This window comes from Nocardioides sp. WG-D5, assembly GCF_054031175.1.
This window is the reverse complement of record NZ_CM132928.1, coordinates 2,487,477-2,503,872: the sequence shown is the minus strand read 5'-3', so window position 1 is coordinate 2,503,872 and position 16,396 is coordinate 2,487,477. Positions and strand designations below refer to the sequence as shown.

At 70.5% G+C, this 16,396-nt stretch carries 14 protein-coding genes; 13 read left to right on the top strand and 1 reads right to left on the bottom strand.

Features of this window, described 5'->3' with window-relative positions:
- Position 1 precedes the first annotated feature (1 nt).
- The 4 genes from aztB to aztD are packed head-to-tail and all read left to right on the top strand — an operon-like array spanning position 2 to position 4,176.
- On the top strand, positions 2 to 889 hold the full coding sequence (gene aztB, locus ACWZJV_RS12195; protein WP_457181630.1) for a zinc ABC transporter permease AztB: 888 nt from the start codon (positions 2 to 4) through the stop codon (positions 887 to 889).
- Entirely contained in the window at positions 850 to 2,070 is a 1,221-nt protein-coding gene (locus tag ACWZJV_RS12190) for an ABC transporter (protein ID WP_457181629.1), read from the top strand. Before aztB ends, ACWZJV_RS12190 begins: the two co-directional genes overlap by 40 nt.
- Positions 2,067 to 2,984: a zinc ABC transporter substrate-binding protein AztC gene (gene aztC / locus ACWZJV_RS12185; RefSeq protein WP_457181628.1), complete on the top strand. Its 918-nt coding sequence runs from the start codon at positions 2,067 to 2,069 to the stop codon at positions 2,982 to 2,984. The genes ACWZJV_RS12190 and aztC overlap by 4 nt, the downstream gene beginning before the upstream one ends.
- A 10-nt stretch (positions 2,985 to 2,994) precedes the next feature.
- Positions 2,995 to 4,176 (top strand): zinc metallochaperone AztD, encoded by a 1,182-nt coding sequence (aztD, locus tag ACWZJV_RS12180; RefSeq protein WP_457181627.1) that lies wholly within the window; start codon positions 2,995 to 2,997, stop codon positions 4,174 to 4,176.
- A 198-nt stretch (positions 4,177 to 4,374) separates the two neighbouring features.
- On the opposite strand, the gene ACWZJV_RS12175 is transcribed toward aztD, so the two are convergent.
- Positions 4,375 to 4,794, bottom strand: a complete 420-nt coding sequence (locus ACWZJV_RS12175) for a MarR family winged helix-turn-helix transcriptional regulator (protein ID WP_457181626.1) — start codon at positions 4,792 to 4,794, stop codon at positions 4,375 to 4,377.
- Positions 4,795 to 4,878: 84 nt separating this feature from the next.
- Here ACWZJV_RS12175 and ACWZJV_RS12170 point away from each other — a divergent pair, with 84 nt between their 5' ends.
- The 9 genes from ACWZJV_RS12170 to ACWZJV_RS12130 all read left to right on the top strand — a co-directional run bounded on the left by ACWZJV_RS12170 (position 4,879) and on the right by ACWZJV_RS12130 (position 16,298).
- Positions 4,879 to 5,664 carry a crotonase/enoyl-CoA hydratase family protein gene (locus tag ACWZJV_RS12170; protein WP_457181625.1) on the top strand — a complete coding sequence of 262 codons (786 nt, stop codon included), beginning with the start codon at positions 4,879 to 4,881 and terminating at the stop codon, positions 5,662 to 5,664.
- A complete protein-coding gene (locus ACWZJV_RS12165; RefSeq protein WP_457181624.1) occupies positions 5,661 to 7,640 on the top strand; it encodes an acetoacetate--CoA ligase in 1,980 nt (659 codons plus the stop codon). The genes ACWZJV_RS12170 and ACWZJV_RS12165 overlap by 4 nt, the downstream gene beginning before the upstream one ends.
- Positions 7,637 to 8,536, top strand: coding sequence for a 3-hydroxyacyl-CoA dehydrogenase NAD-binding domain-containing protein (locus tag ACWZJV_RS12160; protein WP_457181623.1), 900 nt, complete (start codon positions 7,637 to 7,639; stop codon positions 8,534 to 8,536). Before ACWZJV_RS12165 ends, ACWZJV_RS12160 begins: the two co-directional genes overlap by 4 nt.
- Positions 8,537 to 8,568: 32 nt before the next feature.
- Positions 8,569 to 10,107, top strand: coding sequence for an acyl-CoA synthetase (locus ACWZJV_RS12155; protein ID WP_457181622.1), 1,539 nt, complete (start codon positions 8,569 to 8,571; stop codon positions 10,105 to 10,107).
- On the top strand, positions 10,104 to 10,994 hold the full coding sequence (gene couO / locus ACWZJV_RS12150) for a 4-hydroxyphenyl-beta-ketoacyl-CoA hydrolase (RefSeq protein ID WP_457181621.1): 891 nt from the start codon (positions 10,104 to 10,106) through the stop codon (positions 10,992 to 10,994). The genes ACWZJV_RS12155 and couO overlap by 4 nt, the downstream gene beginning before the upstream one ends.
- Positions 10,995 to 11,010: 16 nt before the next feature.
- On the top strand, positions 11,011 to 12,015 hold the full coding sequence (locus ACWZJV_RS12145) for an AraC family transcriptional regulator (RefSeq protein WP_457181620.1): 1,005 nt from the start codon (positions 11,011 to 11,013) through the stop codon (positions 12,013 to 12,015).
- A gap of 107 nt (positions 12,016 to 12,122) precedes the next feature.
- Positions 12,123 to 13,712 (top strand): FAD-binding oxidoreductase, encoded by a 1,590-nt coding sequence (locus ACWZJV_RS12140; protein ID WP_457181619.1) that lies wholly within the window; start codon positions 12,123 to 12,125, stop codon positions 13,710 to 13,712.
- Position 13,713: 1 nt separating this feature from the next.
- Entirely contained in the window at positions 13,714 to 15,198 is a 1,485-nt protein-coding gene (locus ACWZJV_RS12135; RefSeq protein WP_457181618.1) for an aldehyde dehydrogenase family protein, read from the top strand.
- Positions 15,195 to 16,298, top strand: a complete 1,104-nt coding sequence (locus ACWZJV_RS12130) for an NAD(P)-dependent alcohol dehydrogenase (protein ID WP_457181617.1) — start codon at positions 15,195 to 15,197, stop codon at positions 16,296 to 16,298. Before ACWZJV_RS12135 ends, ACWZJV_RS12130 begins: the two co-directional genes overlap by 4 nt.
- The last annotated feature ends 98 nt before the right edge of the window (positions 16,299 to 16,396 follow it).

The window sequence follows — 16,396 nt, the reverse complement described above, 5'->3', positions numbered from 1 at the left end:
CGTGTCATCGATCATCGAGCCGTTCCGGACCGACTTCATGCTGCAGGCGTTGGCCGGCGGGGTGCTGGTGGCGGCCATCTGTGGGGTCGTCGGCACCTGGGTCGTGATCCGGGGAATGGCGTTCCTGGGCGAGGCGATCGGGCACGGCATGCTGCCCGGCGTCGCCCTCGCGACGGTCCTCGGCGCGCCCGTCATGCTCGGCGGGGCGGCGAGCGCCATCGTGATGAGCGCGACGATCGGAGCGCTCCAGCGCCGTGGCCGGATGACGTACGACACCAGCATCGGGCTGCTGTTCGTGGCGATGCTCTCGCTCGGCGTCATCATCATCTCCCACTCGCGCAGCTTCGCGACGGACGCGACGGCGATGCTGTTCGGCGACGTACTCGCCATCGGGCCCGACGACATCACCGTCCTCGCGATCGCCCTGGCGGTCACCGTCGCCGTCGCCGGCGGGTTCCACCGGGCGTTCGTCGCCTCGGCCTTCGACCCCCGCATCGCCCGTACGTCGGGCCTGCATCCGCAGCTGGCGCAGGTCATGCTCGTCGGTCTGGTGACCCTCGCCGTGGTCGCGTCCTACCAGGCGGTCGGCTCGCTGCTCGTGATCGCGCTGCTCCTCGCACCGGCCGTGGCCGCCGGCCGGTGGACCACGCGGATCCCCACGACCATGGCGTGCGCCGCCGCCATCGGTGCCGTCGCGGTCCTCATCGGCCTGACCGCGTCCTGGTACGCGGGCACCGCCGCCGGTGCGTCGATCGCCTGCGCGGCGATCCTCACCGCGGTCGTCTCCGGACTGCTCCGCAGCGGCCTCGGTCTCCTTCGACGTCTGTCCCCCACCTCCGAAAGGACGCCATGCACCGCAGGACACTCGCCGGCATCGTCACAGGGCTGACGCTGGCCGTCACCACGGGATGCGGCAGCAACGCCGCCCCCGCTGACGACGCCGACGCCGGCTCCGGGAAGGACCACGGCGCCGTCGAGGGTGCCCAGGAGGTCGCCGAGCCGCAGTTGCACCTGACCACGATCGACGCCGAGGGCGCGGTCGGCCAGCTCGATCTCATCGAGGGCAGCTCGGCGAAGGTCGGGACGATCGGAGCGCCCAGCGCCGTCGACAGCGACGGCCGCTACCTGTTCGCGACCACCGCCGACGGCGTCGAGATCGTCGACAGCGGCATGTGGACCTGGGACCACGGCGACCACTTCCACTACTACCGGGGCGAGCCGAAGCTGCTCGGCACGGTCGAGGGAGAGGGTAAGGCGACGGTCGCGACCGGTCCGCTGTCGACCGCCGGCTCGACCGGGGTCTTCTTCGCGGGGAGCGGCGAGGCGGTCCTGCTCGACAACGAGGCCCTCGCCGACGGTGAGGTGCGCGAGCTCTTCCGGCTCGACGTCGAGCCGCACGCGGGGCTGGTCGCGCCGTTCGGCGACGGAGCCCTGGTGACGGTCGCCGATGGCGGTGAGGTCACCGGGCTGCGCTATCACGACGCCGATGGGGACATAGTCGGCGAGCAGGTGCCCTGCGCTCGGGCGAGCGGCACGATCACCACCAGGGTCGGTGTCGTCGTCGGCTGCGCCGATGGCGCGGTCCTGGCCACCGAGTCCGACGGTGAGCCCGGCTTCGAGCGGATCGGCTATCCATCGGGCATCTCGGCTTCGCGGGCCTTGGCGTTCGACGGTCGCAAGAGCCGCCCGACCGTCGCGGCGCTCTCCGGGAAGACCGGGATCTGGCTCCTCGACACCCGCGAGCGGAGCTGGAGCCACCTCGACGCGGGGGTACCGCTGCGCGAGGTGGTCGCTGCCGACGACGAGGACGGACACGTCCTCGCGCTCGACACCACCGGCCGGGTCCGCGTCTACGCCGCCGAGGACGGCAAGCAGCTCGCCAAGACCGATCCGCTCGTGGACCTGAGTGACGCCACGGGAGTCGACCTGGTCGTCGACCAGGAGCGGGCCTACCTGAACGTGCCGGCCGAGGGCGTCGTCCACGAGATCGACTACGCCGACACGGCACGGATCGCGCGGACCCTCGAGACGCCCACCGCCCCGGTGTTCTTCACGGAGACGGGCCGATGAGGCGCCTGATCGGCGTCGTGGCCGTCGCGATGACGCTCACCGGCTGTGCCGGGGCAGGCGCCGGCGACGACCGCCCGCACATCGTGGTGACCACCAACATCCTCGGCGACGTCGTCGCGAACACGGTCGGCGACGCCGCCCGGGTCACCACGCTGATGCGGCCGAACGCCGACCCGCACTCCTTCGAGATCTCGGCCCGCGAGGCCGCGACGATGCGTGACGCCGACCTGATCGTCTCGAACGGGCTCGGCCTCGAGGAGGGGCTCCAGCGCCATCTCGACCAGGCGGCTGAGGCCGGCGTCGAGACGTACGTCGCGGGGGAGCAGATCGACGTCCTCGACTACTCCGACGGCGAAGCCGAAGGCGCCCCGGACCCGCACTTCTGGACCGATCCGGCGCGGATGCGCGACGTGGTCGACGGCCTCGGGGAGGCGGCCAAGGACATCGACGGGATCGACGAGACCGCCGTGGAGCAGGCGGCGGCTGCGTACCGGACCGAGCTCGAGGAGCTCGACCGGGAGATGGCCGACTCGTTCGGGAGCATCCCGGAGCAGCACCGCAGCCTGGTCACCAACCACCACATCTTCGGCTACCTGGCGGACCGGTTCGGTTTCCGCGTCGTCGGCGCGGTGATCCCCGGCGGGACGACCCTGGCCGCACCCAGTGCTGCGGACCTGCGCGACCTGACCGCGGCGATCGAGCAGGCGGACGTACCGACGATCTTCGCCGAGTCCTCCCAGCCCGACCGCCTCATCCAGGTGCTCGCCGACGAGGCGGGCGTCGATGTCGAGGTCAGCGAGCTGTTCACCGAGTCCCTGACCGAGAAGGACCAGGGCGCCGACACCTATCTCTCCATGATGCGCGCCAACACCGAGCGCATCACCAGCGGGCTCTCACCCGGGCCCACCGATTGAAAGGCACACCATGCACACCCCACAGAACCGTGCCCTCCGAGCCGTCACGGCGGTGGCCGGCATGTCGCTGGCGCTCTCGGCGTGCGGCTCCACCGCCGAAGGCGAGGAGTCGACGAAGGCGAATGCGGACGAGGGCAGCCGTCTCGCGGTGTCGTACGCCAACGGGATCGCCGTCCTCGACGGCAAGACCCTCGAGGTCGTCGACGAGTTCGAGACCGAGGAGTTCGTACGTCTCAACCCGATCGGTGACGGTCGCAACCTCGCCGTCACCACCAGCAAGGGCTTCCAGGTGCTCGACACCCGGACGCCCGAGCTGACCGACCTGGTCTTCGAGGCCGACACCGGCGGCCACGTCGTCCACCACGCCGACACGACGGTCCTCTACGCCGACGGCAGCGGCGAGACGACCATCTTCGACACCGCCGCCCTGGGGGACGCCGGCGAGCTCCCGGAGACCACGACCTGGACCGCCCCCGAGGCCCACCACGGCGTCTCGATCGTGCTCGAGGACGGCACCCTGCTGACCACGGTGGGCACCGAGGAGAGCCGTTCGGGAGCGATCGCCCTCGAACCGAAGGGCGACGGCTTCGAGCAGGTCGCCGCCAACGACACGTGCCCCGGCATCCACGGCGAGGGCACCGCGGCCGACGAGGCGGTCGTCTTCGGCTGCGAGGACGGCGCCCTGCTCTACCGCGACGGTGCGTTCGAGAAGCTCCAGGCGCCCGACGAGTTCGGCCGGATGGGCAACGCGTACGTCTCCGAGACCAGCCCCCTCATCGTCGGCGACTACAAGACCGACCCCGATGCCGAGGGCTACCTGCTCGACATGGTCACGCTGATCGACACCGAGAAGAGCACCCTGAGGACGGTGGCGCTCCCCGAGGGCGTCGAGTACACCTTCCGCGACGTCGCGCGCGGCCCCGAGGACCTGGCCTACATCCTCGCCACCGACGGCTCCATCCATGTCCTCGACCCCGCGACCGGCACGATCACCGACGAGTACCCGGTCGTGAAGCCCTGGGAGGGCCCGGTCGAGTGGCAGGACCCGCACCCGGCGATCAAGGTGAACGGCGACATCGCGTACGTCACCGAGCCCGCCACCAACACGGTCCACGCCGTCGACCTCACCTCGGGTGAGATCACCGCCTCTGTCGAGCTCGACGAGCAGCCGAACGAGATCGCCCTGAGCTGAAGTCACTCGACGCCGAGTCGGCGCATCTGTCCCAGCTCAGAGTGCCGAGTCGGCGCGTCTGTCCCAGATCCGAGGCCCGAGTCGGCGCATCTGACCCGCGCCTCGATCACGGGCGGGACAGACGCGCCGACTCGGCGGCTCTTCGCGGGACTGACGCGCCGGGTCGGCGGCGGGTTTCGGGACTGACGCGCCGGGTCGTCAGGAGAGGGCTCGACGGGCGGTGTCGAGGAACGTACGGAAGGCCTTGCGGTCGTCCGGGCCGAGGTCGGCGAGCATCTGCTCCTCGAGCTCCTCGACGCGCGGGTCGTAGGCGTCGAGGAAGTCGCGGCCCTCGGCGGTGAGGCTGATCAGCATGCGGCGCCGGTTGTCGGGGTCGGTGCGGCGCTCGATGAGGCCGCGGCGCTCGAGGGCGCCGATGAGGTCGGCGGCCGACTGGGCGCGTACGAACGAGGCGCGGGCGAGGTCGGCGGCGCTCATCGTGGGGCGGCGCTCGAGCACGGAGAGCGCGGTGTACTGCAGGGCGGTGACCCCTGATTCCTTCAGCACGGCGTCGAGGCGGGCCCGCGTGGCGAGCTCGAGCTGCTTGACGACGTAGAGCAGCAGGGGTGCGTCGGTCATGCGGTCATTCAAGCATCGCGGCGCTTGCGGGAGGCGACTACTTCTGAGATTATCAGGATTCCTGTCAATCACGAGGAGTTCATCATGCTCGGAACCCCCCTGCCCGATGCCCTGCGAGCGGAGCGCATCGACGACGTCGCGGTGCTGACCCTCGCCCGCCCGGCGAAGCGGAACGCGCTCAGCGACGAGGCGGTGCTCGGGATCGAGCGGTTCTTCGACGGCCTCGAGCCGGACGTACGTGCCGTCGTCATCGACGCGGACGGCGACCACTTCTGCGCGGGGCTCGACCTGGCCGAGATGACCGAGCGCGACACCCTCGCCGGGGTCACCCACTCCCGGATGTGGCACCGGGTCTTCGAGAAGATCGAGTTCGGGCCGGTGCCGGTCGTGGCGGCGCTGAAGGGCGCCGTGGTCGGCGGCGGGCTGGAGCTCGCCGCCGCCGCGCACGTCCGGGTCGCGGAGGAGTCGACCTTCTACGCGCTCCCCGAGGGGCAGCGCGGGCTCTTCGTCGGCGGCGGCGCCTCGGTCCGTGTGCCGCGGCTCATCGGCGTCCCGCGGATGGCCGACATGATGCTGACCGGCCGTCGCTACGACGCGCAGGAAGGGCTGGCGCTGGGCCTGAGCCAGTACGCCGTGGCCGATGGACTGGGCCGCAAGACCGCCCTCGAGCTGGCCGGGCGGATCGCGCAGAACGCGCCCCAGACCAACTTCGCCGTCGTGCAGGCGCTGCCGCGCATCGCCGAGGCCAACCCCCGGGACGGCTTCCTGATGGAGTCGCTGATGGCCGCGATCGCGCAGGGGACCGACGACGCCAAGGGCCGGATGCAGGACTTCCTCGCCGGCCGCGGCAAGAAGGTGACGGACCAGTGAGCATCGAGCAGGGCGACATCGTCTGGTCCCCGCCCGCGGACATCCTCGAGACCTCCCGGGTCGGTGAGTTCCTGGCCTGGCTCGCCCGCGAGCGCGCTGTCGAGATGACGACTCATGAGGAGCTGTGGCGCTGGTCGGTGACCGACCTCGACGGCTTCTGGTCGGCGGTGTGGGAGTTCTTCGGGGTGCGGGCGCACGCTGCGTACGACACCGTGCTGGCCTCGCGCGAGATGCCCGGCGCGCGCTGGTTCCCGGGCGCGATGCTCAACTACGCCGAGCACGCGGTCGGCACCGCCGAGGACCTCGACCGGGTCGCGGTGCTCGGCCGGTCTCAGACGCGTGACAACGTCGAGCTGACCTTCGCTGACCTGCGCGATCAGGTGGCCCGGGCGCGGGCGGCGCTCGAGAAGCTGGGCGTACGCCGCGGCGACCGCGTCGCCGGCTACCTCCCCAACATCCCCGAGGCCCTGGTCGCCTACCTCGCCACCGCGAGTCTCGGCGCGACCTGGGCGAGCTGCGCCAGCGAGTTCGGGCCGCGCAGCGTGATCGACCGCTTCGCCCAGATCGAGCCGGTGGTGCTGCTGGTCGCCGGCGGCTACCGCTACGGCGCCAAGGACATCGACCGGCGTTCCCAGGTGGCCGAGATCCGGGCCGAGCTGCCGTCGGTACGACAGGTGATCGACGTGGAGTACGGGGCACACCGGGTCGATGACACCCTCTCCTGGACCTCCCTGCTCGACGCGGAGGACGACGCCGAGCTCGCCTTCGAGCCGGTGCCCTTCGACCACCCGCTGGTGGTGCTCTTCTCCTCCGGCACGACCGGCCGGCCCAAGGCGATCGTCCACGGCCACGGCGGCATCCTGCTCGAGCACCTCAAGAACCACGCGCTCTCGTGGGACATGGGGCCGCAGGACCGGATGCTCTGGTTCTCCACGACCGCCTGGATGATGTGGAACGCCCTGGTCTCCTCGCTGCTGGTGCGCTCCTCGATCGTCATGGTCGACGGCAACCCGATGCACCCCGACCTGACCTGGCAGTGGCGGCTCGCGGTCGAGACCGGGGCGACGATCATGGGTGCCAGCCCGGGCTTCGTGATGGCCTGCCGCAAGGAGGGCGTCGAGCTCAAGAACCTCGGTGACCTGCGGATTCGTGTCCTCGGCTCGGCCGGCGCGCCGCTCCCGCCCGAGGGCTACGCCTGGTTGTCCGACCAACTTCCCGACGCCCAGATCAACGTCGGCAGCGGCGGCACCGACGTCTGCTCCGGCATCGTGCAGAACAACCCGCTGCTCCCGGTCTACGCCGGCGAGATCTCCGGCCGCTGCCTTGGCGTCGACGCCCACGCCTACGACGAGTCCGGCCGCCAGGTCACCGGCACCCTCGGCGAGCTGGTCATCACCTCGCCGATGCCCTCGATGCCGGTCGGCTTCTGGGGCGACTCGGACGGTTCCCGCTACCGCGAGGCCTACTTCGACCACTACCCCGGTGTCTGGCGCCACGGCGACTGGATCCTCTTCCACGACAACGGCAGCTGCCACGTCGCCGGCCGCTCCGACGCCACCCTCAACCGCGGTGGCGTACGCCTCGGCACCGCCGAGTTCTACCGCGTCGCCGAGGAGGTGGACGGTGTCGCCGACTCGCTCGTCGTCCATCTCGAGGACCCCGACGGCGGCAACGGTGAGCTGCTGCTCTTCGTGGTGACCGACGGAGGCACCCGTCTCGACGACGCCCTCCGTTCCCGCCTGGTCGGTGCGCTGCGCTCCGCGCTCTCCCCGCGGCACATCCCCGACCAGGTGATCGAGGTGCCGGCGGTGCCGCGCAACCTCACCGGCAAGAAGCTCGAGCTGCCGGCCAAGCGCATCCTGCAGGGGGTCCGCATGGAGGACGTGGCCAGCCGGGACGCGCTCGCGAACCCGGCGTCGCTCGACCCGTTCATCGCGCTGGCCAGGTCCGGCGCTCTGCGGAAGGTGGACGCATGAGGAGCGGTGAGAACGTTCGTACGCTCGGGGTCGTCGGCACCGGCGCGATCGGCGTCAGCTGGGTGGTGCTCGGGCTCGAGCACGGGCTCGACGTGGTCGCCTGGGACCCGGCCGAGGGCGCCGAGGAGCGCTTGCGCGCCCAGGTCCCGGAGGGGTCGCTGCGGTTCGCGGGCGGCCTCGCCGAGGTCGGACGTGACGCCGACCTGGTGCTCGAGAGCGGACCCGAGCGCCTCGACGTCAAGCGCGAGATCTTCGCCGCGCTCGACGAGGCGGCACCGGCGGATGTGCTGCTGACCAGCAGCTCCTCAGGGCTGATGCCCAGCACCTTCCAGGACGCCTGCACGCGGCACCCGGAGCGGGTGCTGGTCGCCCACCCGTTCAACCCGCCGCACCTGGTGCCGCTGGTGGAGGTCGTCGGCGGTGCGGCGACGAAGCCCGAGGCCGTCGAGGCGGCTCTGGATACCCTGCGCCACCTGGGCAAACGTCCCATCCACATCCGCCGCGAGGTCCCCGGCCACGTGGCCAACCGGCTCCAGGCGGCGCTGTGGCGCGAGGCCTACCACCTCGTCGACCACGGCATCGTCTCCGTCGCCGACATCGACACCGCGATCGCCGACGGCCCGGGGCTGCGCTGGTCGCTGCTCGGACCCTTCGCGACCCAGCACCTCTCCGGCGGTCCTGGCGGGCTGGGCCATGTGCTCGAGCACCTCGGCCCGCCCATGGTCGACTGGTGGGACGACCTGGGTCACCCCGAGCTCACCGCCGGCCTGATCGACAAGCTGGTCGACGGGGTCGACGAGGAGCTCGACGGAACCTCCGCCGAGGACCTGGTCGCACGCCGCGACCAGGCGCTGCGGCGACTGCTGGAGATCAAGACCGACCTCGGGCTCAGATGACACCCGAGCCCACGAGACGAACGAGGATCGACATGTTGGACAGCGGCATCGGATCGTGGCCCGCCCGCCGGGCCCGGATGACCCCTGGCGCGCGGGCGTTCGTGCAGGACGACGCGGTGGTCACGTACGCCGAGGTCGACCGCCTCGTCGAGGCGGTCGCCCGCGGGCTGCGTGCCCGCGGCGTCGCGGCCGGCGACCGGGTCGCCTTCCTCGGTCTGAACTCGATCGAGCTCGCGGTGACGCTCTTCGCCACCGCGCGGCTGGGAGCGGTCTTCCTGCCGCTCAACACCCGGCTCGCGCCGCCCGAGCTGGCCTGGATCCTCACCGACGCCGAGCCCGCCCTGCTGATCCATGCCGACGACTTCGACGAGGCGGTCTCCGCCGAGGCGGTCGCGGACCTCGGCCTGCCGAGCCACCGGTTCACCGCTGCCGGCGGGCACGGGCTGGACGCCCTGGCCGTCGAGCCGGCGGGGGAGCGGGCCGAGCGGATCGACGTCGAGGTCGGCCTCGACGACATCTTCATGATCCAGTACACCTCCGGCACCAGCGGCCGCCCCAAGGGCGTGATGCTGACCCACGGAAACATCGCCTGGAACGCCTTCAACCTGCTCGTCGACGTCGACGTACGCTCCGACGAGATCGCCCTGGTCACCGCCCCGCTGTTCCACACCGCCGCGCTCAACCAGGTGCTGCTGCCGACCTTCCTCAAGGGCGGTACGTCCCTCATCGCGGCCCGCTTCGACCCGGCCGCAGCGATCGCCACCATCGAGCGGGAGCGGGTCACCCTGCTCTTCGGCGTCACCTCGATGTACCAGGCGCTCGCCCAGGAGCCGACCTGGGCGACCGCCGACCTCGACAGCCTCCGCTCGGCCCTGAGCGGTGGTGCGCCGATCCCGCGCACGCTGCTCGACACCTGGCAGAGCCGCGGACTGCACATCATCCAGGGCTATGGCCTGACCGAGGCCTCCCCGGGGACGACCATGCTGCGCGCCGGCGACGGACTCGACAAGCTCGGCTCGGCCGGCACCCCCTGCTTCTTCACCGACGTACGCGTCGTGGCGCCCGGCAACGAGGCAGCGGCTCCCGGCCAGGCCGGTGAGGTGCACGTCAGCGGCCCCAACGTGACTCCCGGCTACTGGCACAACGGAGCTGCGACGGAGGCTGCCTTCGACGGGCCCTGGCTGCGTACGGGTGATGTCGCGATGCTCGACGACGACGGCTTCCTCTATGTCGTCGACCGGGTGAAGGACATGTTCATCAGCGGCGGCGAGAACGTCTATCCGGCAGAGGTCGAGCAGGCGCTCTACACCCATCCCGACGTCGCCGAGGCCGCCGTCATCGGCGTCCCCGACGAGCGCTGGGGCGAGGTCGGCCGCGCCGTCGTCGTACGCCGCCCCGACTCCGCCCTCACCGAGTCCGACCTGCTGAAACACCTCGACGGACGGCTCGCCCGCTACAAGATCCCCAAGGCCGTCGTCTTCGTCGACGAAATCCCGCACAACGCCTCCGGGAAGCTGCTGAAGTCCCGGGTCCGCGAGCTGTACGGCACCCCGGAAGGAACCACCCGATGACCCGCTACGAGCCCCGCATCGACACCGCCTCGATCCGAGCCCTCGACATGCACACCCACGTCGAGGCCGACCACCACGGTCACTTCTCGCTCGACCAGGAGCTGATGGACGCCTCGGCGGCCTACTTCCGCGGCGACCACCCACGCACCCCGACCGTCGACGACCTCGCCGCCTACTACCGCGAGCGCGACATGGCAGCGGTGATCTTCACCGTCGACGCCTCGACCGGCCTCGACCATCCGCCGCTGTCGAGCGAGGAGATCGCCGAGCGCGCGACCGAGCACGCCGACGTACTGATCCCGTTCGGCTCCGTCGACCCCCGCAAGGGCGAGGCCGCTGTGAAGCAGGCCCGCCGTCTCGCCGAGGACTACGGCGTACGCGGCTTCAAGTTCCATCCTGGCCTGCAGGCCTTCTCCCCGGCCGACCCCGACTTCCGGCCGCTGTGGGCGACGCTGGCGGAGCTCGGCGTCGTGGCGCTCTTCCACACCGGCCAGACCGGGATCGGTGCCGGTCTTCCCGGCGGACGCGGGATCAGGCTGCGCTACTCCGACCCGCTGCTCCTCGACGACGTCGCCGCCGACTTCCCGGAGCTGCAGATCGTGATGGCGCACCCCGCCGTCCCCTGGGTCGATGTGCAGATCTCGATCGCGACCCACAAGGCCAACGTGCACATCGACCTGTCCGGCTGGTCGCCGAAGTACTTCCCGCCCCAGCTGGTCAAGCAGCTCAACGGCCCGTTGCGGCGTAAGGTGCTGTTCGGCTCGGACTTCCCGGTGATCACCCCGGATCGTTGGTTCGGCGACCTGGAGAAGCTGGAGATCAAGGACGAAGTCCGGCCGCTGCTGCTGAAGGAGAACGCGATCCGGCTGCTCGGACTGGGATCCTGACCACCAGGAGGACACGATGTCGAACTCGAGCACCATCTCCGCGGACCTCACCGACATCGATGAGGCGCGTTCGCTCGGCGGAGAGGTCTTCTATCCTCACGACGTGAGCGTCACCCACCGCGGTGACCCGTTCTGCGTGCACCTGAACGTACGCACCTTCGGCCCCCTCAAGGTCGGCACGCTCTCCTACGATTCCACGGTGCGGATCGACACCGGGCCGCTCGGCGACGGCTATCAGGTCAACGTCCCGACCATGGGCGCGATCCGCACCGCCTACGGTCAGGACAGGGTCACCGCGACCCCGGTCATGGCGGCCGTGCACAGCCCGCACCGGCCGACCGTCCTGGAGGGTTGGGGTGGGGGTGAGGACGTCTTGGCGGTGAAGATGGACCGGTTCGCCGTCGAGGACACTCTCGAGCGTCTCCTGGGCCATCCGCTGCGAGAACCGCTCGAGATGGCTCCGAGCATGGCGCTGGACCACGGGCCCGGCCGGGAGTTGTGGCAGCTGGTCCGCATCCTCCTCGACCAGGTGCACGACGGCCATGCGGGCGGGAACGGGTCGGCGGTGGACGGCTCGGTCTTCGACGCGTCCCCGTTCGCCACCTCGCTCGCCCAGAGCGTCATCACCGGTCTGCTCTACGCCCACGACCACAACTACGCCGAGGAACTGCGGCGCCCGACGGCTGCCGGTGGCCCCGCGGTCATCCGCGCAGCGGTCGTCTACATCGAGGAGCACGCCGCCGAACCGATCGGCGTCAACGACGTCGCGGATCACGCCGGACTCTGCGTGCGCGCGCTCCAGCAGGGGTTCGCGCGGCATCTCGAGACCACTCCCAGCAGGTTCCTACGGCAGGTTCGTCTGGGACGGGTCCGGGACACGCTCCTCGCGAGCGACGCCGACTCCACGACTGTGGCCACCGTCGCCTCGGGCTGGGGCTTCTTCAGCCTCGGCAGGTTCGCGGCGCAGTACCGGGAGGCGTACGGCGAGAGTCCCTCCCAGACCCTGCGCCGAAAGCTCTGAACCGGCGGTTCGCGTAGCGAACAGAACCGTTCGCCTTCCGCATTTCGGCGGGACGTGGGCCTCTCTAGCGTCGGAGTGACAGTCGTCACACCGACCAGGAGGACTTGATGTCCCGCACACTGCCACCCGACGTCTCCGAACGGGACTTCGCCCGCGCACTCGACGCCTTCGCGTCGGCCGTGGGGGAGGAATGGGTGATCTCCGATCCCGCCGAGCTCACGAAATACGCCGACCCGTACCCGGTCGGCGAAGGCTTCGGCCAGGCCCCCTCGGCCGTCGTCTCCCCGGCTGACGTCGAGCAGGTCCAGGCGATCGTCCGGATCGCGAACGAGATCGGCATCCCGCTGATGCCGATCTCGACCGGCAAGAACAACGGCTACGGCGGTGCCTCGCCGCGGCTGGCCGGGGCGGTCGTGGTGAACACCGGCGCCCGGATGAACAAGATCCTGGAGGTCAACGAGAAGTACGGCTACGCCCTGGTCGAGCCGGGGGTGACGTACTTCGATCTCTACGAGCACCTCGAGGACCACGCCCCGAGCCTGATGCTGGACTGCCCCGACCTCGGCTGGGGCAGCGTCGTGGGGAACACCCTCGACCGGGGCGTCGGCTACACGCCGTACGGCGACCACCTGATGTGGCAGACCGGTCTCGAGGTCGTTCTCCCGCAGGGTGAGGTGATGCGCACCGGGATGGGAGCCGTGCCGGACAGCAACACCTGGCAGCTGTTCCCGTACGGCTTCGGGCCCTTCCCCGACGGGCTGTTCACCCAGAGCAACCTCGGCATCGTCACCAAGATGGGCATCGCGCTGATGCAGCGCCCGCCGGCCTCGGCGACCTACCTGATCACGTTCGAGAACGAGTCGGACCTCGAGCAGATCGTCGACACCATGCTCCCGCTACGGATCAACATGGCTCCGATCCAGAACGTGCCGGTCATCCGCAACATCATCCTGGATGCGGCCGCCGTCTCGAAGCGAAGCGAGTGGTACGACGGCGACGGGCCGCTGCCCGCCGAGGCGATCGAGCGGATGAAGTCCGAGCTCGACCTCGGCTACTGGAACTTCTACGGCACCGTCTACGGTCCGCCGCCGATGGTCGAGATGTATCTCGGCATGATCAAGGAGGCCTTCCTCCAGATCCCCGGCGCGCGATTCTTCACCAACGAGGACCGCAACGACCCCGCCGACCGTGGCGCCCACGTGCTCCACGACCGGCACAAGATCAACAACGGCCGGCCGAGCCTCGACGAGCTCGCGGTCCTCGACTTCGTCCCGCACGGCGGTCACATCGGCTTCTCGCCGGTCTCGGCCCCCGAGGGCAAGGACGCGATGCGCCAGGCGGCGATGGTCAAGGCCCGCGCCGACGAGTACGTCAAGGACTACGCAGCGCAGTTCATCATCGGGCTGCGGGAGATGCACCACATCTGCCTGTTCCTCTATGACACCCACGACGCCGAGGCGCGCCAGGAGACGCTCGACCTGACCCGGCTGCTGATCAAGGAGGCGGCCGCAGAGGGCTACGGCGAGTACCGCACCCACAACGCCCTCATGGACGACGTGATGGCCACCTTCGACTGGAACGGCGGCGCTCTCCTGAAGTTCCACGAGTCCATCAAGGATGCGCTCGACCCGAACGGCGTGATCGCACCTGGCAAGTCCGGCGTCTGGCCGGCGAAGTACCGCGGGAAGGGACACTGATATGCCTGCCATCTACGAGGAACAGCAGCTCTTCATCGGCGGCCGGTCGGCCGAGTCGGTGAGCGGCCGCCGGATGGACGTCACCGATCCGAGCACGGGCAAGGTGCTGACGAGCGTGCCTGCGGGCGACGCCGCCGACGTCGCTGCCGCGGTAACCGCCGCCCGGGAGGCCTTCGACACCGGGCCGTGGCCACGGATGAGCGGCCGCGACCGCGCCCGCATCCTGCACCGTGTCGCCGACCTGATCCGCGAGCGGGCCGACGAGCTGGTCGAGGTCGAGAGCCGAGACGTCGGGAAGCCTGTGACCCTGGCCCGACACGTCGACGTCGAGACCGCGGCCCAGCAGTACGAGTACTGCTCAGCGCTGGCGCAGACACTCGACGGGTCCGTTCGGGACACGCCCATCCCGGCCCTCGCCTATACCCGGCGTGAGCCCCTGGGCGTGGTCGGAGCCATCACCCCGTTCAACTTCCCGCTGATCCTGTCCAGCACGAAGATCGCGGCTGCCCTCGCGGCCGGCAACACCGTCGTGCACAAGCCGGCCGACGACACCCCGCTCAGTGCGCTGTTCATGGCACGGCTCCTTTCCGATGCCGGGATGCCTGACGGCGTACTCAACGTCGTGACCGGGACCGGTCCGGAGGCCGGCGACGCCTTGCTGCGCCACCCCGGAGTAGACAAGATCGCGTTCACCGGGTCGACGGCCGTGGGGCGACGGGCGGCAAGTGTCGCGGGCGAGCACCTGAAGCCGGTCACCATGGAGCTCGGCGGTAACGGTGCCCACCTGGTGTTCGCCGACGCCGACATCGAGATCGCCGTGGGCGCCGTCATCAAGGCCTTCGTGTTCAACACCGGTCAGTTCTGCATGGCCGGACCGCGGCTGCTCGTCGCCGCGGAGATCCACGACACGGTGGTCGACATCCTCCGGCACGCCGTCCCCGGGGTACCCCTCGGCGATCCGCGCGACCCGGCGACGGTCATCGGCCCGATGGCGGGCGACCAGCACCGCAAGAAGGTCGAGGAGTACGTCGCCCTGGCCAGCCAGGAGGGCGGTCAGATCGTCACCGGTGGGGTGCGTCCCGAGCTCGGAGGTGACCTCGCCGACGGGTTCTACTACGCACCGACGGTGATCACCGGGCTGCCCGCGGACTCACGCGTCGTCAACGAGGAGGTCTTCGGGCCGGTTCTCACGGTGCAGCCGTTCGCGGACGAGGACGAGGCCGTGGCGCTCGCCAACTCCACGGCGTACGGTCTGGCCGCCGGGCTGCACACCCGGGACCTCACCCGTGCGCACCGGGTCGCGGGCAGGCTCGACGCCGGCATCGTCTGGGTCAACGACTGGGCCATGCTCGACCCCGCGGTGCCGTTCGGCGGTGTCAAGCAGTCCGGCTTCGGCCGCGAGTACGGCCCCGAGTCGCTCGAGGCCTACACGAAGACCCGATCCGTCGTCATCTCTCTTCCGCCCACCCCTCAGGAGGAGTCATGAGCACCGCGACCCAGGCAGCGGTGGTCGAGTCCGCCGGCGCCCCGTTCACCATCGGAGACGTCGAGCTCGACGCGCTCCGTCCCGACGAGATCCTGGTGCGGATGGTCGCCGCCGGGCTCTGCCACACCGACCTCGGCGTGGCGAGCGGTGGGTTGCCCTTCCCGCTCCCGGGCGTTCTCGGCCACGAGGGCGCCGGTGTGATCGAGGAGGTCGGATCCGAAGTACGCAGCGTCGTACCCGGCGACCAGGTGCTGCTGTCGTTCAGCTCCTGCGGGAGCTGCGCCCAGTGCCGCGACGGCCATCCGGCCTACTGCGACGTCTGGCTTCCTGCCAACCTCATCGGCGGCGGCCGCATGGACGGTACCTCGCCGGTGCTGAGGAAGGGCGAGCCGATCGGGGGCCACTTCTTCGGGCAGTCCTCCTTCTCGCGGCTCGCGGTCGTCGACGAGCGCAGCGCCGTACGCGTCGGGCCGGAGGTCGACCTGTCCCTGCTCGCACCGCTCGGCTGCGGCGTGCAGACCGGGGTCGGTGCGGTCTGGAACGTGCTCGCTCCGCGTCCCGGCTCCTCGGTGGTCGTCCTCGGCGCGGGAGCGGTCGGCCTGTCGGCGGTCATGGCCGCGCGGCTGACGCCGGCCACCCGGATCATCGCGGTGGACCGGGTGGCCGAGCGCCTCGAGCTGGCGCATGAGCTGGGTGCGACCGACGTCGTCGACGCCGGCCAGGCCGGCGACCTGACCGCGGCGCTCACCGAGCTGACCGGCGGCGCCGACGGTGTCGTGGAGACCACCGGCAACCCGGGCGTGCTCCGCCACGGCATCGACGCCCTGGCCTCCCGCGGCACCGCGGTCATCGTCGGGGCGCCTCCGTTCGGCACCGAGGTCGGGATCGACGTCAACGCGATGCTGGCCGGCAAACGGGTCGTCGGGCTGACCCTCGGTGATGCCGAGACGCGCACACTCATCCCGGCGCTCGCGCGACTGGTCGCCGACGGGCGGCTGCCGCTGGAGCGGCTGGTCCGGCACTACCCCTTCGAGGAGATCCAGACCGCCGTCGCCGACATGGTCTCGGGCGCCACGGTGAAGCCGGTGCTCACCTTCTAGCCCGGTCGAGGTCCGCTCGCGGGGACTCCTTGACAGGCGTGACGTACATCACCCAGAATCGACAGGAATCCTGATAAACAGGAATCCTGAATGGAGCC